The sequence below is a fragment of the Serratia bockelmannii genome, assembly GCF_051803255.1.
GTDB classification, from domain to species: Bacteria; Pseudomonadota; Gammaproteobacteria; order Enterobacterales; family Enterobacteriaceae; genus Serratia; species Serratia bockelmannii.
In genome coordinates this window covers 2,265,302-2,289,453 of the sequence record NZ_CP196512.1, presented here as the reverse complement: position 1 = coordinate 2,289,453, position 24,152 = coordinate 2,265,302, and the positions used below count along the sequence as shown (strand labels likewise).

The window sequence follows — 24,152 nt, the reverse complement described above, 5'->3', positions numbered from 1 at the left end:
GCCCAGTGGCGAAATAAAAATTCAGGGTAGCGCATAGAATAAAGCGCCGGCGGCGTCAGCACCAGCGCTTAGAGGGGATTTTACGTCTTCAAGGTGCCAGTCGGTCAATTTTCCAGTCATTCCCGTCCCGCTGATACAGGAAACGGTCATGCAGGCGATGGGCGCCGCCTTGCCAGAACTCGACGGAGTCAAATTTCACGCGGAATCCGCCCCAGAAACTCGGCAACGGCACTTCGCCCTGCTGGAACTTTTGCTTCAACTCGAGGAATTTGCTTTCCAGCACGCCGCGCGCGGAAATGCGCGACGACTGCTGCGACACCCAGGCGCCGATCTGGCTGTCCTTCGGCCGGCTGTTGAAGTACTTCAGCACGTCGAGGGTCGACAGGCGCTCCACCTGCCCCAGGAAAATCACCTGACGGTCGAGCATGTGCCAGGGGAACAGCAGGCTGATATGCGGGTTTTGCGCCAGCTGCTGTGCCTTGCGGCTGCCGAGGTTGGTGTAGAACACCAGCCCCTGCTCATCGAAATGCTTGAGCAGCACGATGCGCTGATACGGCTGGCCGTGTTCGTCGACGGTGGCGACGCACATGGCGGTAGGATCGGCCAGGCGCGCGTCGCAGGCCTGTTTCAACCAGCGCTCGAACAGTTCGAGCGGGTTGGCGGTCAGATCGTTGCGGCGCAGGCCGCCTCGGGTATATTCACGGCGCAGGTCCGCAACATCAAACTCATTCTTTTCAATCATCTGGTTTATCGACCAACTGAAAAAATCCGTCGTTACATTCTGCGCCTGCGGCGTCAGGAACTCAATCGCTCCGACGCCGCCGTGACCGTCACTCCGTCAACACGCAGTCGCTCATGACTACCTTGCCGTTGCGCTCAAGATAGGCGTTACGATCTTTCGACCAAAAAGTGTATTTACCGTCGCTGTATTTGGCACCGGTCAGCGCCAGCACCTGCTTAAGATGCAGTTGCTCGCCGTCCATCAGCAGGCTGACTTCGCTCGCCTTGCCGTCGAGCCCCACCGTCAGCGGCGTAGTGCCGCACTGGTAGTGCATCGTCTGGCTGCTCTGCGGCAGGATGTAGCTGCAGCCGGACAACGCCAGCGCGCCGGCGACGAAAATGACTTTTTTCATGCTGTTGCTCCTTAGAGAAATCCTTCACAGGTTATCCTAACAGAGCTAACGGCCCCTCAACGGCAAAACCGGATAAATCCCACCCAGCACCGTTTCACGGCTGGCGCCGGTGACCGAAGGCAGGTTGCCGGCCTGGCCGGACAGCGTGCGAAACGCCAGCCAGGCAAAGGCCAGCGCCTCCATGTCGTCTCCGCTGACGCCGCAATCGTCGGTCAGCCCGACCTCCGTGCCCGGCAACAGCGCCGACAGGCGCGCCATCAGCAGCGTGTTGCGCGCTCCGCCACCGCAGACCAGCAGGCGCTCGCACCCGCCGGCCAGTTGTACCTGTTCGCTGATGCTGACGGCGGTCAGCTCTGTCAGCGTGGCCTGCACGTCGACCGGCGCGATCGCCGGCAATCCGGCCAGCTGCCGCTCCAGCCAGGCGATATTGAAATACTCGCGGCCGGTGCTTTTCGGCGCCGGTAGCGCAAAGTAAGGATCCGCCAGCATTTGCTGCAACAGCGGCAAGCAGACTCGCCCCTGCATCGCCCAGCCGCCGTCCTGATCGTAAGGTTGCGCACGGTGACGCCAGACCCAGGCATCCATCAGCATATTGCCCGGCCCGGTATCGAAACCGCGCACTGGCGCACCGGGCAACAGCAGAGAAAGGTTGGCAATGCCGCCGACGTTCAGCACCATACGCCGCTCGACGGGATGCCCCAGCAGCGCCTGATGAAACGCAGGCACCAGCGGCGCGCCCTGCCCGCCGTAGGCCATATCGCGCCGGCGGAAATCGCCGACGGTGGTGATATTGGTCAGCGCAGCGATGCGATTGTTGTCGCCGAGCTGCATCGAGAAACGCGCGTCGCCTTCCGGTTCGTGCCACACCGTCTGGCCGTGGCAACCGATGGCGGTGATCTGCTCGGCGTCGATGCCGGTTTGCTTCAGCAGGCCAAGCACCGCCTCGCCAAACAGCGTGCCCAGCCGTGCGTCCAATCGGCCGACGGCGGCCAGCGTGGTCTGCTGCCCCTGGCACATCCCCAGGATCTCTTTTTTCAGCGCGATCGGCATCGGATGGCTATAGCTGGCCTGCTGCGCCACCATGCGATCGTCGATCGCGGCCAATACCACATCGATTCCGTCCAGACTGGTGCCGGACATGACGCCTATATAGCGGCCTGACTTCATAGCAACATCCTCTAACCCGCGCGGTAAGCAAATTTCATCCTGACAAATAAACCAGAATTGCCGGATTAACGCCATGAATTATGATGCTTTTTTTACAGGCCGTGAGCCAGGTGCGCCGCGGTGGCACATTTCATGTGTTAAACCGTGCGTTAACCGGCAACGGAATGTCGGTGAGGCTGTCATAAAGGTAAACCGCGGTTTATTATTGGTTGAACAGAGAAAAGTTAAGCTGCGTGCAGCGATGAGGCATGGCGCTGTATCAACTTTCAGCCATACTTTGTCTATCATTTTCACTGAATCTTGCCTGGTGAGCATTGCCAGGTTATGGACTACTACCATCAGGAGTTTTATATGATCAAGCGTCTTCTCGTCGTTGCCGTCGCCGCCGTTACGTTGGCTGGGTGTGCCAATGAATCCATGTCCGGCGATGTCTACTCGTCCTCGCAGGCCAAACAGGTGCAGAACGTCACCTACGGGACGCTGGTTTCCGTGCGTCCGGTGAAAATTCAGGGCGGGGAAGGTTCCAACGCCTTGGGGATGATCGGCGGCGCAGTGATTGGCGGGCTGTTGGGTAACACCGTTGGCGGCGGTACCGGTCGTACGCTGGCTACCGCGGCGGGCGCTATCGCCGGCGGCGCAGCAGGCAACAGCATCGGTGAAGTGGCCGGCCGTACCTCAGGCTACGAGCTGGAAATCAAAACCGACCAGAAAGAGAACATCGTCGTGGTGCAGAAAGCGGGCGACACCAAGTTCAGCCCGGGCCAGCGCGTGCGCATGGCGCGCATGGGCGACACCATCACCGTCTCTCCGCTGTAAGTCAGCCGGCGGCACACGGCAAACCGGAGGCAATCGCCTCCGGTTTTATTTCTGATGCTGTGAAACTGTAATCGTAGAAAATAAGAATATTATTATTTGTTCTGCAGTTCGGTGATATTTTGTTCTAACTTGCCAATCAGCCCTACCAACAGATGCACTTCGTCGGCGGTAATGCCGCTTAAAATCTCACTGCGCGTAGACGTGATCACACTATCGACTTCTCTGATGATCGGATCGGCCGCTTCGGTCAACTTGATGCGCTTCGCGCGGCGATCGTTGGCACAGGTGTGACGCGTGATAAGCCCCTTCTCCTCCAGTTGGTCCAGCGTGCGAACCAGTGACGGTTGCTCGATACCGATCGCCTTGGCCAGCTGGATTTGCGACTGCTCCGGCGGCAAGCGATTGATATTGTGCAACGTAACCCAATGCGTTTGGGTCAGCTCCAACGGCTTGAGCCGGTGATCGATGAGCGCTCGCCAAACACGAACCAATCGTGCTAAATCTGAACCTAATGTTGACTCCACTTACCCCTCCTTATAATTAGCATGCTAACATTACCTCCCAGAGCTTAGACTATTTTGGGTAACTCACATTAAAAACACAAATGTATATAATGTATATTGTGGAAATAACCACTATTTTTAGCCGCTATTGTTTAATCGTTATGCAAATATTCAACATATTCACCCTTAGGGATTGTTAATGTGAATACATCATGGTTACACACCTCATCCCCCTTACCCGATTTGGTCCTGGGGGCATCGCTTTATTTTCCACCTATATTTAAAGCTTTTTTACTAGGACTGGTCTTATGGCTGCTGATTCATCAGCTGCTGAGAGACTGGATGTATTCCGGTGAAATCTGGCATCCCATGTTGATGGACCTGTCCATTTTCGTTCTGACCGTCAGCGGTTCCTTATGGATTTTAGCGAGTTGGTAACCCATGCAGCATAAAACATTAAAATACTTCTCTACGGTGATCGTCTGCGCCATTGCCGTCTGCGCCGGTTGGTGGCTCTGGAATTATTATATGCAATCCCCATGGACCCGTGACGGAAAAGTGCGCGCAGAACTCGTCAATATCACCCCTGAAGTCTCTGGAAGATTAGAGAAAATAAGCGCGAATGACAATCAGTTCGTACCTGCGGGAAGTCTGATTTTTACCCTCGACCCGGTGCCCTACCAGATTGCGCTGGACAATGCCGAGGCCGCGGTGGCAAAAGCGCAATCCGATCTGGCCAAAGCGGACCATGAGGCTGCCCGCCGCCGCGGTTTACCGCGTAACGTTATTTCCGCTGAAGACTTGGACGAGTCCAATTTAGCCGCTCAGGCAATGAAGGCCGCCTATAAAGCGGCCCTGGCCAACCTGGAACAGGCCAAATGGAATTTGAGCAAAACCAAAATTTATGCGCCAACCGACGGTTATATCACCAACCTGCAGGCACGCGTCGGAAACTACGCCAACGCCGGCACGCCCCTGGTGGCGTTGGTGGATGTGCATTCGTTTTATGTGCTCGGATATTTCGAAGAAACCAAGCTGAAGCATATAAAAGAAGGCAATAAAGCGGACATCGTTTTATATAACGGCAACACGCCGCTGCAGGGGGAAGTAGAGAGCATCGGACGCGCCATTTACGATCAGAGCGTCGACAGCAGCAACGATCTATTAATGGACGTTAAGCCCAATGTTCCTTGGGTACGTTTGGCCCAGCGTGTGCCGGTGCGGATAAAATTGCTCAACGTGCCCGCCGATTTGACGCTGGTCGCCGGTACCACCTGCACCATTTCGATTCATCAGCGGAACTAAAGTGTGAACCTGCCTTTTCTGGAGTGGAGCCGTACCCCCTGGGGTAAGGCGACCGGCGGCCAATGGCGCTATGCGCTGCGCAACTCGCTGGCGATGTGTCTGGCGTTGTGGGTGGCGTTCGTGCTCGAGCTCGACGAACCCTATTGGGCGCTCACCTCCGCCGCGGTGGTGAGTTTCCCCACCATCGGCGGCGTGATCAGCAAAAGTATCGGCCGCATCTTCGGCAGCCTGGTGGGCGCCGCCGCCTCGGTAGCGATCGCCGGCCACTGCCTGAACGATCCCTGGCTGTTTACGCTGTTCATCGCCGCCTGGATCGGGCTGTGCACCTACGTCTCGAATCATTACCAAAACAACGTCTCTTACGCCTTCGCGCTGGCGGGCTATACCGCCGCCATCATCGCCTTCGGCACGGTCAACGTCACCGATACCCAGCAGATATTTGATATCGCTCAGGCGCGGGTTTGCGAAGTGATCACCGGTATTCTGTGCGGCGGGTTGATGATGATGATCCTGCCCAGCACCTCCGACGGCGAAGCCTTGCTGACCTCGCTGCGGCGCATGCAGCTACGCCTGCTGGAGCACGCCGCCATGCTGTGGCAGCCGGAGGTCACCGCGCAGATGCGCACCTCGCACGAGGGGGTCATCGGCCAGATCCTGACCATGAACCTGCTGCGCATTCAGGCATTCTGGAGCCACTACCGGCTGCGGCGGCAAAATAACCTGCTCAACTATCTGCTGCACCAGCAGCTGCGCATTACCAGCGTCATTTCCAGCCTGCGCCGCATGCTGCTGAACTGGCCGGATCGCCCTGCTAATCTGATGCCGGTGCTGACACAGCTGCTGGACGAGCTGCGCGATCCCGCCACCGATAAATATCGCTTGGCGCGTCTGCTCCAGCAGATCGCCCCGCAAGATGCGACGGACTACCGCCATCGCGCCTTCTGGCTGCGGTTGCGCGATTTCTGTTGGCTTTACCTGCGCTGCAACCGCTGGCTGCTGCGGTTGGAAAGCGCCACGGCGGTCAGCGATCTCCAGCCGCCGCGCGTCACCTCACTGGCGCGCCATACCGACAGCTACGAAGCCGCCTATAACGGACTGCGCACCTTTTTATGCATCGTGATCGGCTGCGCCTACTGGATCAACACGCAGTGGGACGCCGGCAGCGCGGCGCTAACGCTCACCGCCATCAGCTGCGTGCTCTACTCCTCCACGCCTTCGCCGATCAACAGCGTCAGCACCTTGCTCAAGGCGGTGCTGCTGCTCTCGGTCGCCTGCTTTGTGGTGAAATTCGGTTTGATGATCCAGATTGACGATTTCTGGGTGTTCTGCGCCTTCCTGTTCCCTATTCTGGTGACCATGCAAATGCTCAAGCTGCAGAATCCGCCTTATGCCGCGCTCTGGGGGCAGCTGATCGTCTTCATGGGCTCGTTTCTGACCGTCAGCAACCCGCCGAGCTATGACTACCAGTCCTTTATCAATGACAACATCGGTAAAATCGTCGGTGTATTGCTGGCCGGGTTGGCGTTTCAGATCCTACGCCCCAGTTCGGACAAGCGAAAGAGCCGCCGTATTATCCGCGCGCTGCGGCGCGATTTTATCGATCAGTTGAGCAAAAAGCCGCAGCAGAGCGAAAGCCAGTTCGAATCGCTGATCTACCATCGCATCAGCCAACTCAATCAGAGTCAGGATCAGGAGGCTCGCACCTGGCTGCTGCGCTGGGGCGTGGTGCTGCTCAACTGCAGCCATATCGTCTGGCAGCTGCGCGACTGGCAGACCCGTTCCGATCCGCTGTCGGCGGTGCGCAACGTCTGTATCCACTGCCTGCGCGGCATTATGACGGAGAAAGGCGTGCAGCACAGTTCGCTGGACGCCACGCTGCAGGAGCTGCTGCGCATGAGCAACGCGTTGGCGCACCACCCGGAACAGGCGGCGCGCGATCTGGCCGGCCTGATCTGGCGGCTCTACTGCTCACTGCAGCAATTGCAACAGGCGATGGGGCAGCCCGCCGCCGCACCGGCCGTTAGCGGCGGATGATCACTTGACCACGCCGCAGGCGAAGCGTTCGCCGCCGCCGCCGAGCGGCTGTGGATGATCCGAATGGTTATCGCCGCCGGCGTGCACCATCAGCGCCTTGCCCTCTATTTCGCTGATTTTTTTCAGCCGCGGTGCCAGCACCGGGTAGTTTGCCATGCCGTCGGCGGTCACATAGATGGCCGGCAGATCGCCCAGGTGCCCGTCAGCGTACGGCCCGAGGTGTTTCCCGGTCTTTTGCGGGTCGAAATGTCCGCCGGCCGCCAGCGCCGCCACCGCTTTACCTTCCTTCATGCCCGGCTCGCAGCTGCCTTTTTCATGCACGTGGAAACCGTGTACTCCGGCCGGCAACGCTTTCAGGCTCGGCGTGAACAGTAAACCATACGGCGTTTCGCTGATGACTACCTTGCCGATATCCTGACCGATACCCTGCCCGGTCACCAGATGCATCTCAACGTCAGCTGTCGCCGCCTGAGCCGCGCCACACGCCATCAAGCCGAGCGCCGCATACCAATAACGTTTCATCAATCAGTCTCCTTAATGACTACATCGAGCTATCAGTATAGGAGAGCCTGCGTCGGCACTGTTAACCAACGCACAATCTCGCTAATTTGATTCGCAGGCCTAATATTTAGCACTAATAATAATTCTACCGATGTTGGTCCTCTGACCAGCTGTCGTTCGGCTAACGTTGTTTCCCTGTTTCCACCGCCGACGCATGAGAGTTCACTCCCCGGCCAGGCGGCATACTTCATAAGGAACTGATATGGGCATCTTTAGCTATAAGGATCTGGACGAAAATGCGTCGAAGGCGCTGTTTTCCGACGCCTTGGCCATCTCTACCTACGCTTACCATAATATCGATAACGGCTTCGATGAAGGCTATCACCAGACCGGTTTCGGCCTCGGTCTGCCGCTGACGCTGGTCACTGCGCTGATCGGCAGTACCCAGTCGCAGGGTGGCCTGCCTGGCCTCCCTTGGAACCCCGACTCCGAACAGGCCGCGCAGGAGGCGGTAAACAATGCCGGCTGGTCGGTGATCGGCGCCGCGCAGCTCGGTTACGCCGGCAAAACCGATGCGCGCGGCACCTACTACGGCGAGACAGCCGGTTACACCACCGCGCAGGCCGAAGTACTGGGCAAATATGACAGCGAAGGCAATCTCACCGCCATTGGCATCTCATTTCGCGGCACCAGCGGCCCGCGCGAGTCGTTGATCGGCGATACCATCGGCGATGTGATTAACGATCTGCTGGCCGGGTTCGGGCCGAAAGGCTATGCCGACGGCTATACGCTGAAGGCCTTCGGCAATTTGCTGGGCGACGTGGCGAAATTCGCTAAGGCCCACGGGCTGAGCGGTGAAGACGTGGTGGTCAGCGGCCACAGCCTCGGCGGGCTGGCGGTCAATAGCATGGCGGCGCAGAGCGACGCCAACTGGGGCGGCTTCTACGCGCAGTCCAACTATGTCGCCTTCGCCTCGCCGACCCAGTACGAAGCCGGCGGTAAGGTGATCAACATCGGCTACGAGAACGACCCGGTGTTCCGCGCGCTCGACGGCACCTCACTGACCCTGCCGTCACTGGGCGTACACGATGCGCCGCACGCCTCCGCCACCAACAATATCGTCAACTTCAACGACCACTACGCGTCGGACGCCTGGAACCTGCTGCCGTTTTCCATTCTCAACATTCCGACCTGGCTGTCGCACCTGCCGTTCTTTTATCAGGACGGCCTGATGCGGGTGCTGAACTCCGAGTTTTATTCACTGACCGACAAGGACTCGACCATCATCGTCTCCAACCTGTCGAACGTGACGCGCGGCAATACCTGGGTGGAAGACCTGAACCGCAACGCGGAAACGCACAGCGGACCGACGTTTATCATCGGCAGCGACGGCAATGATTTGATCAGGGGCGGCAAAGGCAACGACTATCTCGAGGGCCGCGACGGTGACGATATCTTTCGCGACGCCGGCGGCTATAACCTGATCGCCGGCGGCAAAGGCCACAATATCTTCGATACCCAGCAGGCGTTGAAAAACACCGAGGTCGCCTACGACGGCAACACGCTTTACCTGCGCGATGCCAAGGGCGGCATTACGCTGGCGGACGACATCAGCACCCTGCGCAGCAAAGAAACCTCCTGGCTGATTTTCAGCAAAGAGGTGGATCACCAGGTGACAGCAACCGGATTGAAATCGGATGCGGGCCTCAAAGCCTATGCCGCCACTACCACCGGCGGCGACGGCGATGATCTCCTGCAGGCTCGCGGCCACGACGCCTGGCTGTTCGGCAACGCCGGCAACGACACGCTGATCGGCCACGCCGGCGGCAACCTGACCTTCGTCGGCGGCAGCGGCGATGACATCCTGAAGGGCGTCGGCAACGGCAATACCTTCCTGTTCAGCGGGGATTTTGGCCGCGACCAGCTGTATGGCTTCAACGCCACCGATAAACTGGTGTTTATCGGTACCGAAGGCGCCAGCGGGAATATTCGCGACTACGCCACGCAGCAAAACGACGATCTGGTGCTGGCCTTCGGGCACAGCCAGGTCACGCTGATCGGCGTCTCGCTCGATCACTTCAATACCGATCAGGTGGTGTTGGCCTAAGGATCAGCATAAAAAAAAGCCGGGCGCTTTCGCCGCCCGGCTTTCCTCTTTCTGCTCCGCCTTAGGGCACGTCATACCCCAGCGCCGCCTTGCGAATGCGGAACCACTGCTGGCGGTTCAACACCAGTTTCTGCGCCTTCAGCGCCGAGCGCACCCGCTCAATCTTGCCGGAGCCGATAATCGGCAGCGGCGAAGACGGCAGGCGCATCACCCAGGCGTACACCACCTGCTCGATGGTCTCGGCGCCGATCTCTTGCGCCACTCGCTGCAGCTCGTCGCGCAGCGGCTGGAACTCAGCATCGTTGAACAAGCGGCCGCCGCCCAGGCAGGACCAGGCCATCGGCTTGATGCGCAGCTGCTGGCACTGGTCGAGCGTGCCGTCCAGGATCGCCGGTTGGTGAATCGGCGAGATCTCCACCTGATTGGTGACCAGCGAGAACGGCAGGCGCGACTGCAGCAGTTGGAACTGCGCAGGCGTAAAGTTGGAGACGCCAAAATGGCGCACCTTGCCGCTTTTGTGCAGCGCGACAAAGGCTTCGGCCACGTCGTCAGCGTCCATCAACGGATCCGGGCGGTGGATCAGCAACAGGTCCAGGTAGTCGGTATGCAGATGGCGCAGCGACTGTTCCGCGCTCTGTACGATATGATCGCGGTCGGTGATGTAGTGGCCGATCGGGTTGCCGGGCTTGGCGGTGGTGGCGATGCCGCACTTGGTCACCAATTCCAGCGACTGGCGCAGCGCCGGCTTCAGGCGCAGCGCATCGCCGAACGCCTGTTCGCAGGCATAGCCACCGTAGATATCGGCGTGATCGGCGGTGGTGACGCCCAGTTCGACATGCTGTTCGATGAACGTCAGCAGCTGCTGCGGCGACATGCCCCACTCCATCAACCGCCAGTAACCGCAAATCATGCGGGAAAATTCAGGCCCCTGCGGCGCGAGACGAATACGTTCTACCATTGCGAAAACCTCATGACATTAGTTGTCAGTCAGCATACACAAGCCGGTGAGGCACAGGGAAGCGGTAAGCCACACGAACGTGCGGCAGATCAGGAAAGGTTAAAACAGCGACGGCTGCTCAGGCAGCGGCTCGTCAGGCGCTTTATTGGCACGCTGCAGCCGCAGGAAGCGTTGACGGCACAGGCGCAGCACCTCGCGCTTTTGCGCGTCGCTCATGTTCATCCAGCCGAAACGCTCCTCGCGGCTGCGTAGGCAGCCACGGCAGAATCCGCGATCGTCAGCCTGGCAAATGCCGCGACACGGGCTGGGAATGTCGAAAAACTCAAGCTGCTGCGCCACGGGGCTCCTCCTGCGTTCTCTTGCTAATTGAAGACGCCATCGCCGCCGCTGGCAAGTCCCTTTTCGCCATTGCGGCGAAAATAGTCGCGCAAATAGCGCAGCGCCTGGCGGCTTTTCTCCGGCATAGTGCGTTCGAGCGTCAGCGCGTTCAGCCGCAGCGGCGCCGGCCGCCACTCCGGCAACAGCAGCAACAGCTCGCCGCGCTGCAGCTCATCGCCAATTTCATACAGCGGCTGAACGGAAATGCCCAGCCCGGCACGGGTAAAGGCGCGCATTACGTTCATGCTCTCACTGACGATCTGCCCTTCCGCCAGCCGCAGCTTAACCTGCTGGCCGGACTGATGCAGCAAGTCCAGATGGGCCCCGCTGTAGCCGCTGGAGATCCAGCGGTGCTGCACCAAATCCTGCGGTTTTTCCGGCACCCCATGCTGGCTGAGATAACGCGGCGCGGCGCACAGCACCATCGGCCACGCCGTCAGCGGATGCGCGATCATATTGGCGTCCGCCAGTTGACGGTTGGCCCGCAGCGCGATGTCGACCCGCTGTTCTATCATGTCGACGATGCGATCGTCCGCCAGCACCCGCAGCGTCAGCTTGGGGTGCGCCTGCAGCAGCGGCGACAATGCCTCCGCCAACGAACGGCCGCCGATGCCGACCGGGGTGGCGATGCGCAGCTCGCCCACCAGCGTATCCCGCAGCTCCGCCAGCCGCTGCTCCGCCTGCTTCGCCTGTTGCAGCATCGCCTCGCAGCCGGGATAGAACGCGGCTCCCGCCTCGGTCAGCGCCAGACGGCGGGTGGAACGATGCAGCAATGGCACCCCGAGCGCCTTCTCCAGCGAGCGCATATGCTGACTGACCGCCGAAGGCGTCATGCCCAGACGCCGCGCCGCGCCGGCCAGCGATCCCTCCGCCACCACGGTGGCGAATATCGCCATTCGATTGAGTTTATCCACGATTATGAAGTTTTACTTAATCAAGAAAGCATGAATATGGCACTAATCACGGCTATTGTTAAGGACTAGAGTAGACACCACGCAGCAGGCACATCGGCCTGCCTTACGATACTGAACCTATCCCCGAAGGAGCATACAGATGAAAGTAGCCATTATTGGAGCAACCGGTTTTGTTGGCCGCCGCGTGGTAGATGAAGCGCTGGCTCGCGGTATTCAGGTAACGGCAATCGCCCGCCAGAAAAAAGATTTGCCGGAGCACGCCAATCTGACCATCGCACTGGGCGACGTCGCCGACACCGCCTGGCTGGCGGGGCAGTTGCACGGTCAGGATGCGGTGATCAGCGCCTACAATCCCGGCTGGGGCGAAGACAACCTGTATGAGAAGACTACGCGCGGCGCCCAGCAGATCCTTACCGCTGTCGGGCAGGCAGGCGTCAAGCGCCTGTTGGTGGTGGGCGGCGCAGGCAGCCTGGAAGTGGCGCCGGGCGTTGAACTGGTGGATACGCCGCAGTTCCCGGAAAATATCCGCCCCGGCGCGCAGGCGGTGCGCGATCTGCGCAATAAACTGCGCAACGAATCAGCACTCGACTGGACCTATCTCTCGCCGGCCGCCCTGCTGGAGCCGGGCAAACGCACCGGCCAGTTCCGCCTCGGCACCACGCAACTGCTGATGAACGGCGACGCGCCGGCCAGCATTTCGGTGGAAGATCTGGCGGTCGCTATCGTTGATGAGATTGAAAAACCTCAATTTATTCGCGCGCAATTCACCGCCGCCTACTAAACTGCCCCACCGCCAGGCCATAAGGCCTGGCGGTTTTCACGTATTCTCCGTCGCCAGTATTCTGAATTTCTAAGGTTTTCTTAAGTTTCATCCGGTAGATTTCACGACATTATCTACTTTCAGGATCCCGACATTGGCAATGTGGTTACGTCAACGCTTACAGTGCAACAGCCTCGGTTTTACCCTCGCCACCGCCCTGTTCTTCACTCTATTTCAAAACGCGTTATTCCTGCATCGCGCCTGGTCATATATCACCTTCGATAGCGTCCACAGCGTGATTTTCGCGGCGAGCATGCCGGTGGTGATCTTCTGTGCGCTGAATATTATCTTCAGCGTGTTGACCGTGCCCTACCTGCGTAAGCCGTTGATCATCTTTTTCTTGCTCGGCAGCGCCGCAGCCAACTATTTCATGTTCAGCTATGGTGTGGTGATCGACGGCAACATGATGCAAAACGCCTTCGAAACCAACCCGCAGGAGGCGACCGCGCTGCTGACGCCGCGCATGGGATTGTGGCTGGCGCTGCTCGGCATTCTGCCGGCGGTAGCGGTCTGCTTCACCCAAATTCGCCAGACTCGCCCCTGGTGGTACATGGTCGGGCTGCGCGCCGCTAACGTCATGCTGTCGTTGGTGGTGATCCTGATCGTCGCCGCGCTGTTCTACAAAGACTACGCTTCGCTGATCCGCAACAATAAAAGCGTGGTGAAGATGTTGACGCCTTCCAACTTCGTGGCCGGCACCATCAAGTTTACCGAACAACGTTACTTCACCCGCAATCTGCCGCTGGTCAAGATCGGTGAAGACGCGCGTAAAGGGCCGCTGATCGCCAAGCAGACCAAGAAAACGCTGGTGATCCTGGTGGTGGGCGAAACCGCCCGCGCCGAAAACTTCTCCCTCGGAGGTTACGGGCGCGAAACCAACCCGCGCCTGAAGCAGGACGACGTGGTCTACTTCAAGAACGCCAGTTCTTGCGGCACCGAAACGGCGATCTCCGTCCCCTGCATGTTCTCCAACATGCCCCGCAAGGAGTACGACGCGACTCAGGCAACGCATCAAGAAGGTATGCTCGACGTGCTGGCGCATGCCGGCGTCAATGTGCTGTGGCGCGATAATGACGGCGGCTGCAAAGGTGCCTGTGACCGGGTGCCGCACGTGGACATGACCAAGCTGAAACTGCCGCAGGACTGTGACGGTGAGGTTTGCATGGACAACGTGCTGCTGTACAAGCTGAACGACTATATCAATAGTCTGAATGACGACGGCGTGATCGTGCTGCACCAGATGGGCAGCCACGGCCCGGCTTACTACCGCCGCAGCACACCAGAATTCCAGACGTTTTCGCCAACCTGCAACAGCAATCAGATCCAGGATTGCAGCCATGAACAGCTGGTGAACACCTACGACAACTCAATCCTGTATACCGACGCAATGCTCGATGCCACCATCAAGCTGCTGCGGCAGTATGACGATCGGTTCAATACCGCACTGGTCTATTTATCCGATCACGGCGAATCGCTGGGGGAAAACGGCATGTATCTGCACGGCACGCCTTATGTCTTCGCGCCGAGTCAGCAAACGCACGTGCCTTTCCTGATGTGGATGTCTGCCGACTATCAGCGCAATTTCGGCATTGATCGCCAGTGCCTGAACACGCTGGCGGAAAAGGACGACGTGTCGCAGGACAACCTGTTCCACACCCTGTTGGGCATGCTGAACGTACAGACCCGCGAATATCAATCCCAGTTGGATATCCTGCAGCGTTGCCGCAACGCGGCGTAGCGCTTAACTTCCGCGTGCCGCTGGGGCACAATAGTTTGCAGACAACCGGCGTTTTGTGCGCCGGTTTTTTTATTCCCATTGACCTAGACCAATCGGTCTATTATACTCGGCGCCATGATGACCAAATCAACGCATTGCAACGTGGATACACGTGAACATCTGCTCGCCACCGGCGAAACCCTCAGCCTGCGCCTGGGCTTTACCGGCATGGGGCTGAGCGAACTGCTGGCTACCGCGGGCGTGCCGAAAGGCTCGTTCTACCACTATTTTCGCTCGAAGGAAGCCTTCGGCGAAGCGATGCTGCAACGCTATTTCACGCATTATGACGCACAGATGCAGGCGCTGTTTGCCGACAGACGCGGCGATGCCCGCCACCAGCTGCTCGGCTATTACGCCCAGGCTATCAGCTATCACTGCCGCAGCGAATGCCATAACGCCTGCCTGGCGGTGAAGCTTTCCGCCGAGGTGAGCGATCTGTCGGAACCGATGCGCCATGCGCTGGAAACGGGCACCGCTCGCGTGATCGGCCACTTGCAGGAGGCCATCGAGCGCGGTATCGCAGAGGGCTCGCTGTCGGTGGCCATGAGCCCCGCGGCGACTGCAGAAACGCTGTATTCACTGTGGCTCGGCGCCTCGTTGCGCGCCAAGATCCGTCACTCGCTGGCGCCGTTAACCAGCGCGCTGGAAAGCATCGAGTTGCTGCTGCGCCCGCCGCAGCCGTAACACCACCGTCTTTTTTCGTGAAAATGCAGTTCGTGTTTTTTTATCGCCCATCACTAGACGACCGGTCTATTAAATACAGGATGCACTATGAAGACTGAAAAATTGCTCTCTCCGCTGAAGGTTGGCGCCGTCACCCTGCCCAACCGCGTGTTTATGGCTCCGCTGACGCGTCTGCGCAGCATCGAACCGGGCGATATTCCTACGCCACTGATGGCGGAATATTATGCGCAGCGCGCCAGCGCCGGCCTGATCGTGACCGAAGCGACGCAGATCTCCTTCCAGGCGAAAGGCTACGCCGGTGCGCCAGGCCTGCATACCCCGGAACAGATCGCCGCGTGGAAACACATCACGCAGGCGGTACACGACAAAAACGGCCACATCGCCGTACAGTTGTGGCATGTAGGCCGCATCTCCCACGCCAGCCTGCAGCCGGGCGGGCAAGCGCCGGTCGCGCCTTCGGCCATCAACGCCGACACCCGCACCACCGTGCGTGATGAAACCGGCGCCTGGGTACGCGTACCGACCTCTACGCCGCGCGCGCTGGAAACCAGCGAGATCCCGGGCATCGTTAACGATTTCCGCCAGGCGACCGCCAACGCGCGTGACGCCGGCTTCGACTTCATCGAACTGCATGCGGCCCACGGCTATCTGCTGCACCAGTTCATGTCACCGGCTTCCAACCAACGTACCGATCAATACGGTGGCAGCATTGAGAACCGCACCCGCCTGACGCTGGAAGTAGTCGATGCCACCATTGCCGAATGGGGTTCCGAGCACATCGGTATTCGTATCTCGCCGCTGGGGCCGTTCAATGGGCTGGACAACGGTGAAGATCAGGAAGAAGCGGCGCTGTATTTGGTGGAAGAGCTGAATAAGCGCAACATCGCTTACCTGCACATCTCCGAACCGGACTGGGCCGGTGGCAAGCCGTATTCCGACGCCTTCCGCGACTCGGTGCGCGCCCACTTTAAAGGGGTGATCGTCGGCGCTGGCGCCTACACCGCCGAAAAAGCCGAAGCGTTAATCGAAAAAGGCTTCATCGACGCGGTGGCCTTCGGCCGCAGCTATATCGCCAACCCGGATCTGGTCGAGCGTTTCCGTCAGCACGCCCCGCTGAACGAACCTAAGCCAGAAACCTTCTACGGCGGCGGTGCCGAAGGCTATACCGACTATCCGTTTCTGGCGAAGTAACCCGTCCTGACCCCAACGGCCACGCAATCGCATGGCCGTTTTTTTATGCGTCGCGCGCAAAAAGGCCCGCACAAGGCGGGCCGGGGTTCCCTGGTGTTGTTTATGCTGCAGTTCAATTTCTACACGGTTATGTGGGGAATTGATAATTGATTGTGCAGATCAATTACTTCGTATCGATCGGTAAGTTCGATCAATATTTAAACACCACCGCTCCAACCCCGACAGGTGACATTGTCACTCATTCGTCACATTGAATTCCCTTGTAGGACAAGGCTATACTCGCTTGTGCTTCAATCCACCCGCCGTCTGCCACGGCACAGTCAATTCAGAGGAATTATGCGCTTACTCCATACCATGATCCGCGTCGGTGACCTGCAACGTGCCATCGACTTTTACACCAAGGTATTAGGCATGCGTCTGCTGCGCACCAGCGAAAACCCGGAGTACAAATACTCCCTGGCTTTCGTCGGCTATACGGAAGAGAGCGAAGGCGCGGTTATCGAACTGACCTATAACTGGGGCACTGACAGCTACGATATGGGCACCGCCTTCGGCCACCTGGCATTGGGCGTAGACGACGTTGCCGCCACCTGCGACAGCATCCGTCGCGCAGGCGGCAAGGTCACCCGCGAAGCCGGCCCGGTGAAAGGCGGCACCACGGTGATCGCCTTCGTCGAAGATCCGGACGGCTACAAAATTGAGCTGATCGAAAACAAACACGCCGGTCAGGGCCTCGGCCATTAAGCCACCCCTTCAGGGCGCGCTGGCGCCCTGCTGATTCTCCGCGCGATAGCGCCTGCAACCGGGCGCAAAATTTGCCATAATGCGCGCTGCATTCGATGAAGATAAGAAACTGATGGCCGAAAAAAGTGATCTTAACGCCCTGAGTGGTCGTTTTCGTGGGTTTTATCCCGTAGTAATAGATGTTGAAACCGCCGGCTTCAACGCCAATACCGATGCGTTGCTGGAGATCGCCGCCGTGACGCTGAAAATGGATGAAGATGGCTGGCTGCAGCAGGACGAGACTCTGCACTTCCACGTGGAGCCTTTCGAGGGCGCCAACCTGCAGCCGGAAGCGCTGGCGTTTAACGGCATCGATCCGCACAACCCGTTGCGCGGCGCGGTCAGCGAATACGACGCGCTGCACGCCATTTTCAAAGCGGTGCGCAAAGGGCTCAAGGAGCGCGGGTGCAACCGGGCCATTATCGTGGCGCACAACGCCAACTTCGATCACAGCTTCCTGATGGCCGCGGCCGAACGTGCCGGCCTGAAGCGCAATCCGTTCCATCCGTTCGCCACCTTCGACACCGCTGCGCTGAGCGGCCTGGTGCTGGGCCAAACGGTGTTGGCGAAAGCCTGCATCGCCGCCGGTATGCCGTTCGACAGCAGCCAGGCGCACTCTGCGCTGTACGACACCGAGCAAACCGCCCTGCTGTTTTGCGAGCTGGTTAACCGCTGGAAACGTCTCGGCGGCTGGCCGCTGCCCGCCGGCGATCTCGCCGAATAAGCCCAACAAAAAAGGCGGCCCAGTTTGCACTGGCGCCGCCCGTTACGCGATAACCACAAGCCTGTCGATTAAGACTGCTGGTCTTCCTGCGCTTTATACTTTTCTGCCGTTTCTTTGATCAGCTGCTGCAGTTCGCCGCGCTGATACATTTCGATGATGATATCGCAACCGCCGACCAGCTCACCGTCTACCCACAGCTGCGGGAACGTCGGCCAGTTGGCGTATTTTGGCAATTCGGCGCGGATGTCCGGGTTTTGCAGAATATCCACGTAGGCGAAACGCTCGCCGCAGGCGGACAGCGCTTGCACTGCCTGCGCGGAGAAGCCACAGCTCGGCAGCTTTGGCGAACCTTTCATGTACAGCAGAATCGGGTTTTCAGCGATCTGGTGCTGAATTTTTTCAAGTGTCGTCGTCATTTATTGCTTCCTCAAGCCACATTTCATGGCTACAACATGCATCACGCGGGCTATTGTAGCGGCTGGAACAGTCGCAAGAAAACGCCATCTTTTGCAAGGATATTCGCCCGCCGCCGATCGCGTTTCACCGGCCACGTCATTCCGGTCAAAACATACGTTGAGAATAACATTTTTAATCCGACCATTTCACTAATATATTGCGCCGCGATGACGGCGCGACTTAATTATATCCGCCACCGCCGACTGGCGCTTTTTTATACACCAACAGGCTGATTTTGAAACAAAAAAAATGTCATTAACGTTTTCTCACAATATGGATTATTATTTATGAGTTCTTCGCTGTTTTATATGGCGAAATTCGGGAATACTGTAACTCTTTCGATATCCGCTTCGGGGCCAAGGTTGGTGACGTCGACATGCGTTTAATTCTTACGCTCTTTGCGCTGCTGTTTACGCAGCTCTTCTTCAATTTGGCGCACGCTGCGCCACAGGCGCGTGTTGCCGCCGAGCAGCGTAAAAGCCATGCTAATGAAGCGCGGCCCGATGACCGCAGAAAAAAGAAAGCGGACAAAGCCGCTAAAAAAGCCAAAGTGACGGCCCCCGCGAAAAAAACCAAGACCGCCAAGGCGAAAAGCGAGAAAAGCGCGAAAAAGATCGCCAGCGCAAAACCCAAGGCCAAAGCGCAGAAAACTGCCAAGATTAAAGTCACCCCGCCGAAGAAGGGCTATAAAAAAGGCTATGGTCGCCACCGCGAAGCCGGTATGGCCACCGCTAAACTGGTGCGTGACGAGAAGCCGTTAAAACTTAGCCCGGCGCACAAAAAACGCTACCAACACGCCAAGCAGACCGCGATGGCCAAGCTGATGGATCAGATGGGCAAGCCTTATCGCTGGGGCGGCAGTTCGCCGCGCACCGGCTTCGACTGCAGCGGCCTTATCTATTACGCCTATAAAGACGTGGTGAAAATCAAAATGCCGCGCACCGCCAACGAGATGTATCACCTGCGCGACGCGGCGCCGATCAAGAAAAGCGAACTGGAAAGCGGCGATCTGGTGTTCTTCCGCATCAACAACCGCGGCGTGGCGGACCATGTTGGCGTCTACCTCGGCAACGGCAAATTCATCCAGTCACCGCGCACCGGTGAAGAGATCCGCATCAGCCAGCTCGACAACGACTATTGGCAGAACCACTACATCGGCGCACGCCGCGTAGTAACGCCGAAAACTATCCGTTAATTCCCTGCTCTGTGCGGTTGCGGCCCCGGTCGCAACCGCCTGCTCAAGCTATCGCCCATCGCACCTCCCCACGCGCATTTCTCGCTTTTCTTCCTGTTTTTTATGATGAAAATTGTTAAGATTGAATGACCACAATAAAAAACGGCCCATATGACTCTCGCCCGGCGAGAGGCGAATGGCGCTGTAAAGGAGGAAGCAATGTCGTTTGAATTACCTGCATTACCGTATGAGAAAAACGCGCTCGAGCCGCACATCTCCGCCGAGACCCTGGAATACCACTACGGCAAGCACCACAACACCTACGTGGTTAACCTGAACAACCTGGTGAAAGGCAGCGAGTTCGAGGGCAAATCGCTCGAAGAGATCATCAAGACCTCTAACGGCGGCGTCTTCAACAACGCCGCGCAGGTGTGGAACCACACCTTCTACTGGCACTGCCTGTCACCACAGGGCGGCGGTGAACCGCAGGGCGAACTGGCGGCAGCGATCGTCAAATCCTTCGGCTCTTTCGCTGCGTTCAAAGAGCAGTTCACCGATGCCGCAGTGAAAAACTTCGGTGCCGGCTGGACCTGGCTGGTGAAAAAACCGGACGGCGCGCTGGCGATCGTCAACACCTCCAACGCGGCCACCCCGCTGACCGGTGAAGACAAACCGCTGCTGACCGTTGACGTGTGGGAACATGCGTATTACATCGATTACCGCAATGCGCGTCCAAAATACCTGGAAAACTTCTGGGCGTTGGTCAACTGGACCTTCGCAGCGGAAAACCTGGCGTAAGCGCAGGTTCTGAGGTGATGAGGCGCAGCCTGGCTGCGCCTTTTTTATAACCGGGGGTAAATCAGTTCAACGCGGCAACGAAGCTGAAAGCGATAATGACCGCCAGCGCGCAGACGGTAGTGAACAGCGACATCTTCAATTCGGTATCCATGACAACTCCTTTAAAATGGGCTTTCCTAAGGATAAAAGGCGCACAATTAGTACGTCAAATCATTTTCCCACAGTTCGCCGATAAAATCTTGTTATCATTTCCCGGTTTATAATCTCGATTACCTCTTCCACTTTTGTTCAATATGCGACAAAATTCGCAGTTCACAACTGCGTACCGGCATTCATGCCCCTCCTGATTAAGCGCTGAAGACTTCAACACACTAAAAACTCAGTTTTCGCTTCTCTGGAGAAGGATCTACGTAGGCAAACGATTAACATCACACTTACATGCTGTAAACATGTGAGTTCAGGAGTCATTCCTTACATGGCAACGATTAAAGATGTGGCCAAACGCGCGGGCGTTTCCACCACCACCGTTTCGCACGTCATCAATAAGACTCGTTTCGTCGCCGAAGAGACCAAAGCGGCCGTGTGGGCCGCCATTAAAGAGCTGCACTACTCGCCGAGCGCCGTGGCGCGCAGCCTGAAAGTCAATCACACCAAGTCGATCGGCCTGCTGGCCACCTCGAGCGAAGCCCCCTACTTTGCCGAAGTGATCGAGGCGGTGGAAAACAGCTGCTACAGCAAAGGCTACACCCTGATCCTGTGCAACTCGCACAATAATCTCGACAAGCAGCGCGCCTACCTGGCGATGCTGGCGCAAAAGCGCGTCGACGGCCTGCTGGTCATGTGCTCCGAGTATCCGGATCAGCTGCTGGGCATGCTGGAAGACTACCGTAACATCCCGATGGTGGTGATGGACTGGGGCGCCGCGCGCGGCGACTTCACCGATACCATCATCGATAACGCGTTCGAAGGCGGCTATCTGGCCGGCCGTTACCTGATCGAGCGCGGCCACCGCGATATCGGCGCCATTCCCGGCCAACTGTCACGCAACACCGGCGGTGGCCGTCACCAGGGCTTTATGAAGGCGCTGCAGGAAGCGAATATCGACATTCGCGAAGAGTGGATCGTCCAGGGTGACTTCGAGCCGGAGTCCGGCTATAAGGCGATGCACCAAATCCTGTCGCAAAAACAGCGGCCGACCGCGGTATTCTGCGGCGGCGATATCATGGCGATGGGGGCCATCTGCGCCGCCGACGAGCTGGGCCTGCGCGTGCCGCAGGATATTTCCGTGATCGGCTACGACAATGTGCGCAACGCCCGCTACTTCACCCCGGCGCTGACCACCATTCACCAGCCGAAAGAGCGCCTGGGCGAAATGGCCTTCACCATGCTGCTAGATCGCATCATCAGCAAGCGCGAAGAGTCGCAGGTGATCGAAGTGCATCCGAAGCTGATCGAACGCCGCTCGGTCGCCGACGGCCCGTTCATCGACTACCGCCGCTAATCCCCCGCGCCGGAAGCCTGCGCAGCTTCCGGCTCCACCTCACTCAGCCACTCCTGATTCAACGTCTCTCCATCACCCAGATACGCCAGCAGCCAGCTCATCGCCGGTGACGGTTTATCCTGCTGCCAGGTCAGGCAGCACGGGCTGGCGGGAAACGGCTGCTGCAGCTGCAACGCCTTCAACTCACCGCGCTGCACCCGCGGCAGCGCCAGATGCGCCGGCATCATACCGACGCACAGCCCGGCGCACAGACAGTCGAACGCCGAGGTCCAGTCCGGCACCACCAGCCGCCGCTGGTTATCCAGCGTCCAAGTGACACGCTTGGGCAGATTGCGCGAAGTGTCCTCCAGACAAAGCGCAGGGTACGGCCTAAGCCGATCGTCATTCAACGCCCCTGCCAATTGTGCCAGCGGGTGCTGCGGGCTGACCACGCACAGCCAGTTCATATCCCCCATGTCGCGAAAGGCGAAGCCGCCGCCGACCGGCACCGCGCGGGTGGCGCCAATCGCCATATCCGCCCTGCCGTCCACCAACGCATCCCACACGCCGTTAAACACCTCGGGTTGCAACATCAGTTCAACGTCGGGGAAATGGCGGTAGAAATCCAGCACCAGTTGGCGGCTGCGCTGCGGTTTGACGATGATGTCCACGGCGATATTCAGCTGACCGCGCCACCCGTTAGCCACCTGCTGACAATGGCGGCGTGTGTCGAGCATTTTTTTGATAACAGCTCGCGCATCCTTGATAAATAACGCGCCGGCCGGCGTCAGCTCCACATCACGGTGACGCCGCTCAAACAGCGGCACCGCCAGCCATTGTTCCAACTGCCGCACGGTGTAGCTCACCGCCGACGGCACCCGGTGCAGCTCCTGCGCCGCCGCGCTGAAACTGCCGGTGCGCGCCACCGCGTCAACCACTTCAAGAGAATATTCAGACCACATCGCTTTGCCTTCAATTTTTTTAACAGCATTTTGCAAATATTACCGTTTCACAAGCAGAGATCCAGCCGGATACACTGGCCGGCGCTAAAAACCTGCGACACTAAAATATTAACGAGAAATACCATGCGAAACTCCTTTGGTTTTATGTTCTATCTCGCCGGCCTGAGCATGCTGGGTTATCTGGCGACCGATATGTACCTGCCCGCCTTTGGCGCCATGCGGGAGGAACTGCAAATATCCGCCGGCGCGGTCAGCGCCAGCCTGAGCATATTTCTGGCCGGCTTCGCCTTCGCGCAGCTGCTGTGGGGGCCGCTCTCCGACCGGCTGGGCCGCAAACCGGTATTATTGATTGGCCTGACGCTGTTCGCGTTCGGCTGCCTGGGCATGCTGTGGGTGGAAAATGCCGTGCAGCTCTGGATACTGCGCTTTATTCAGGCCGTCGGCGTCTGTTCCGCCGCCGCCATCTGGCAAGCGCTGGTGGTCGACCGCTATCGCGAAGGCCAGGCCAATCGCGTATTCGCCACCATCATGCCGCTGGTCGCGCTGTCGCCGGCGCTGGCGCCGCTGCTTGGCGCCTGGCTGCTTAACCACGCCAGCTGGCGTGCGATCTTCGCCGTGTTGCTGGCTATCACCGCCCTGCTGCTGCTGCCGACGTTGCTGCTCAAAGATCGCGCCAAAACTCAACCCGCCGCCGATGCGCCAAAAAGCAGCGTCAGTTTTTGGCAATTATTGAAATCCCCGGTGTTCAGCGGCAACGTCGCCATGTACGCCGCCTGCTCGGCCGGCTTCTTTGCCTGGTTGACCGGCTCGCCGTTCATCCTTGGTGATATGGGCTATGGCCCGAGCGACATTGGTCTGAGCTATGTGCCGCAGACGCTGGCTTTCCTGCTGGGGGGCTATGGCTGCCGCGCCGCGCTCAAACGCATCAATGGCAAAACCCTGCTGCCGTGGCTGCTGGTAGCTTATGGTGTCAGCATGGTGGCGCTGTATCTGGTGGCGACCGTAACCACTCCGACGCTCACCACGCTGCTGATCCCGTTCTGCGTGATGGCGCTGGTCAACGGCGCGGGCTACCCGATCATGGTGGCGAATGCGCTGATGCCGTTCCCGGAAAGCAGCGGCAAAGCCGCCGCGCTGCAAAATACGCTGCAGTTGGGGCTGTGTTTTGTGGCGAGCATGCTGGTGTCGGCGTTTATTGCCCAGCCGCTGCTGGCGACGGTGACGGTGATGGTGTCTACGGTGATCCTCGCCGCGCTGGGCTATTTCCTCCAGCGGGGAAAAGCGGGCGATGCGCAGCAAAAGGCGCAGCGGAAACATGCTAACTCAGCGTCATAATTGCCAAGCTTAATAATCACTTAAAGAATATGCGCGCCGAGTGCGATTTACAGTTGAGTCAACGCCTCGGCACGCCTATACTCAAAAACAACTTTATAAAGTAACACCTTATAATCTCTATATCTCAATTAGCTCTTGTGTACGCGTCTTGC

26 protein-coding genes are annotated in these 24,152 nt (G+C 58.5%); 15 read left to right on the top strand and 11 right to left on the bottom strand.

The genetic code is table 11. From position 1 onward, the window contains the following. Window positions 1-88: 88 nt before the first annotated feature. The 3 genes from pdxH to anmK form a co-directional block, all read right to left on the bottom strand. Window positions 89-742, bottom strand: a complete 654-nt coding sequence (gene pdxH, locus ACSJLU_RS11055) for a pyridoxamine 5'-phosphate oxidase (protein WP_025302668.1) — start codon at window positions 740-742, stop codon at window positions 89-91. Window positions 743-830: 88 nt separating this feature from the next. Next, a complete protein-coding gene (locus tag ACSJLU_RS11050) occupies window positions 831-1,133 on the bottom strand; it encodes an MliC family protein (RefSeq protein ID WP_043141183.1) in 303 nt (100 codons plus the stop codon). A 45-nt stretch (window positions 1,134-1,178) separates the two neighbouring features. Then, window positions 1,179-2,300: an anhydro-N-acetylmuramic acid kinase gene (gene anmK, locus ACSJLU_RS11045; protein ID WP_049204297.1), complete on the bottom strand. Its 1,122-nt coding sequence runs from the start codon at window positions 2,298-2,300 to the stop codon at window positions 1,179-1,181. A gap of 351 nt (window positions 2,301-2,651) precedes the next feature. Here anmK and ACSJLU_RS11040 point away from each other — a divergent pair, with 351 nt between their 5' ends. After that, a complete protein-coding gene (locus ACSJLU_RS11040) occupies window positions 2,652-3,116 on the top strand; it encodes a glycine zipper 2TM domain-containing protein (RefSeq protein WP_025159710.1) in 465 nt (154 codons plus the stop codon). Window positions 3,117-3,208: 92 nt separating this feature from the next. Here the strand turns inward: ACSJLU_RS11040 and slyA are convergent, their stop codons facing one another. After that, window positions 3,209-3,640 carry a transcriptional regulator SlyA gene (gene slyA / locus ACSJLU_RS11035; RefSeq protein ID WP_004931301.1) on the bottom strand — a complete coding sequence of 144 codons (432 nt, stop codon included), beginning with the start codon at window positions 3,638-3,640 and terminating at the stop codon, window positions 3,209-3,211. Window positions 3,641-3,820: 180 nt separating this feature from the next. Here slyA and ACSJLU_RS11030 point away from each other — a divergent pair, with 180 nt between their 5' ends. From ACSJLU_RS11030 to ACSJLU_RS11020, 3 genes are read left to right on the top strand one after another with little or no spacing between them, the layout of a single operon-like run. Then, entirely contained in the window at window positions 3,821-4,057 is a 237-nt protein-coding gene (locus ACSJLU_RS11030) for a DUF1656 domain-containing protein (RefSeq protein WP_004931303.1), read from the top strand. Between the two features lie 3 nt (window positions 4,058-4,060). After that, window positions 4,061-4,924 carry an efflux RND transporter periplasmic adaptor subunit gene (locus ACSJLU_RS11025; RefSeq protein WP_004931305.1) on the top strand — a complete coding sequence of 288 codons (864 nt, stop codon included), beginning with the start codon at window positions 4,061-4,063 and terminating at the stop codon, window positions 4,922-4,924. Between the two features lie 3 nt (window positions 4,925-4,927). After that, window positions 4,928-6,958: an FUSC family protein gene (locus ACSJLU_RS11020; protein ID WP_127146138.1), complete on the top strand. Its 2,031-nt coding sequence runs from the start codon at window positions 4,928-4,930 to the stop codon at window positions 6,956-6,958. Here ACSJLU_RS11020 and sodC read toward each other — a convergent pair whose 3' ends face one another. Further along, on the bottom strand, window positions 6,959-7,480 hold the full coding sequence (sodC, locus tag ACSJLU_RS11015) for a superoxide dismutase family protein (RefSeq protein ID WP_025302665.1): 522 nt from the start codon (window positions 7,478-7,480) through the stop codon (window positions 6,959-6,961). A 241-nt stretch (window positions 7,481-7,721) separates the two neighbouring features. Here sodC and ACSJLU_RS11010 point away from each other — a divergent pair, with 241 nt between their 5' ends. Continuing rightward, a complete protein-coding gene (locus tag ACSJLU_RS11010) occupies window positions 7,722-9,566 on the top strand; it encodes a polyurethane esterase (protein WP_342096218.1) in 1,845 nt (614 codons plus the stop codon). A 61-nt stretch (window positions 9,567-9,627) separates the two neighbouring features. Here ACSJLU_RS11010 and ACSJLU_RS11005 read toward each other — a convergent pair whose 3' ends face one another. From ACSJLU_RS11005 to ACSJLU_RS10995, 3 genes are all read right to left on the bottom strand, one after another. Beyond that, entirely contained in the window at window positions 9,628-10,524 is an 897-nt protein-coding gene (locus ACSJLU_RS11005) for an aldo/keto reductase (protein WP_025302663.1), read from the bottom strand. A gap of 99 nt (window positions 10,525-10,623) precedes the next feature. Further along, window positions 10,624-10,863 carry a DUF1289 domain-containing protein gene (locus ACSJLU_RS11000; protein WP_015377731.1) on the bottom strand — a complete coding sequence of 80 codons (240 nt, stop codon included), beginning with the start codon at window positions 10,861-10,863 and terminating at the stop codon, window positions 10,624-10,626. A 23-nt stretch (window positions 10,864-10,886) separates the two neighbouring features. Beyond that, window positions 10,887-11,816, bottom strand: a complete 930-nt coding sequence (locus ACSJLU_RS10995) for a LysR substrate-binding domain-containing protein (RefSeq protein ID WP_342096217.1) — start codon at window positions 11,814-11,816, stop codon at window positions 10,887-10,889. Window positions 11,817-11,955: 139 nt separating this feature from the next. On the opposite strand from ACSJLU_RS10995, the gene ACSJLU_RS10990 reads away from it, so the two are divergent. The 6 genes from ACSJLU_RS10990 (at window position 11,956) to rnt (ending at window position 17,795) form a co-directional block, all read left to right on the top strand. Next, window positions 11,956-12,597 (top strand): NAD(P)-dependent oxidoreductase, encoded by a 642-nt coding sequence (locus tag ACSJLU_RS10990; RefSeq protein WP_025302661.1) that lies wholly within the window; start codon window positions 11,956-11,958, stop codon window positions 12,595-12,597. A gap of 139 nt (window positions 12,598-12,736) precedes the next feature. Next, on the top strand, window positions 12,737-14,374 hold the full coding sequence (gene eptA / locus ACSJLU_RS10985) for a phosphoethanolamine transferase EptA (RefSeq protein WP_025302660.1): 1,638 nt from the start codon (window positions 12,737-12,739) through the stop codon (window positions 14,372-14,374). Window positions 14,375-14,491: 117 nt separating this feature from the next. After that, a complete protein-coding gene (locus ACSJLU_RS10980) occupies window positions 14,492-15,097 on the top strand; it encodes a TetR/AcrR family transcriptional regulator (RefSeq protein ID WP_089180521.1) in 606 nt (201 codons plus the stop codon). An 87-nt stretch (window positions 15,098-15,184) separates the two neighbouring features. Further along, window positions 15,185-16,288, top strand: a complete 1,104-nt coding sequence (locus ACSJLU_RS10975) for an alkene reductase (RefSeq protein WP_025302658.1) — start codon at window positions 15,185-15,187, stop codon at window positions 16,286-16,288. A 336-nt stretch (window positions 16,289-16,624) separates the two neighbouring features. Continuing rightward, window positions 16,625-17,032, top strand: a complete 408-nt coding sequence (gloA, locus tag ACSJLU_RS10970) for a lactoylglutathione lyase (RefSeq protein WP_004931325.1) — start codon at window positions 16,625-16,627, stop codon at window positions 17,030-17,032. A gap of 79 nt (window positions 17,033-17,111) precedes the next feature. Then, complete coding sequence (rnt, locus tag ACSJLU_RS10965; protein ID WP_049295485.1) at window positions 17,112-17,795, top strand: ribonuclease T; 684 nt, start codon at window positions 17,112-17,114, stop codon at window positions 17,793-17,795. Window positions 17,796-17,863: 68 nt separating this feature from the next. Here rnt and ACSJLU_RS10960 read toward each other — a convergent pair whose 3' ends face one another. Then, window positions 17,864-18,211 (bottom strand): Grx4 family monothiol glutaredoxin, encoded by a 348-nt coding sequence (locus ACSJLU_RS10960; protein WP_004931329.1) that lies wholly within the window; start codon window positions 18,209-18,211, stop codon window positions 17,864-17,866. Between the two features lie 416 nt (window positions 18,212-18,627). Between ACSJLU_RS10960 and ACSJLU_RS10955 the strand changes: the two genes are divergently transcribed. After that, window positions 18,628-19,446 carry a C40 family peptidase gene (locus ACSJLU_RS10955; RefSeq protein WP_043141154.1) on the top strand — a complete coding sequence of 273 codons (819 nt, stop codon included), beginning with the start codon at window positions 18,628-18,630 and terminating at the stop codon, window positions 19,444-19,446. 198 nt (window positions 19,447-19,644) lie between these two features. Continuing rightward, on the top strand, window positions 19,645-20,223 hold the full coding sequence (sodB, locus tag ACSJLU_RS10950) for a superoxide dismutase [Fe] (RefSeq protein ID WP_004931333.1): 579 nt from the start codon (window positions 19,645-19,647) through the stop codon (window positions 20,221-20,223). A 61-nt stretch (window positions 20,224-20,284) separates the two neighbouring features. Here sodB and cydH read toward each other — a convergent pair whose 3' ends face one another. Further along, a complete protein-coding gene (gene cydH / locus ACSJLU_RS10945; protein ID WP_019455989.1) occupies window positions 20,285-20,374 on the bottom strand; it encodes a cytochrome bd-I oxidase subunit CydH in 90 nt (29 codons plus the stop codon). Between the two features lie 324 nt (window positions 20,375-20,698). Here cydH and purR point away from each other — a divergent pair, with 324 nt between their 5' ends. Then, window positions 20,699-21,724: an HTH-type transcriptional repressor PurR gene (gene purR, locus ACSJLU_RS10940; protein ID WP_025302656.1), complete on the top strand. Its 1,026-nt coding sequence runs from the start codon at window positions 20,699-20,701 to the stop codon at window positions 21,722-21,724. On the opposite strand, the gene punR is transcribed toward purR, so the two are convergent. Next, entirely contained in the window at window positions 21,721-22,665 is a 945-nt protein-coding gene (punR, locus tag ACSJLU_RS10935) for a DNA-binding transcriptional activator PunR (protein ID WP_025302655.1), read from the bottom strand. The genes purR and punR overlap by 4 nt on opposite strands. A 123-nt stretch (window positions 22,666-22,788) precedes the next feature. Between punR and punC the strand changes: the two genes are divergently transcribed. Next, window positions 22,789-24,000 (top strand): purine nucleoside transporter PunC, encoded by a 1,212-nt coding sequence (gene punC, locus ACSJLU_RS10930; RefSeq protein WP_049204292.1) that lies wholly within the window; start codon window positions 22,789-22,791, stop codon window positions 23,998-24,000. Window positions 24,001-24,152: the final 152 nt, after the last annotated feature.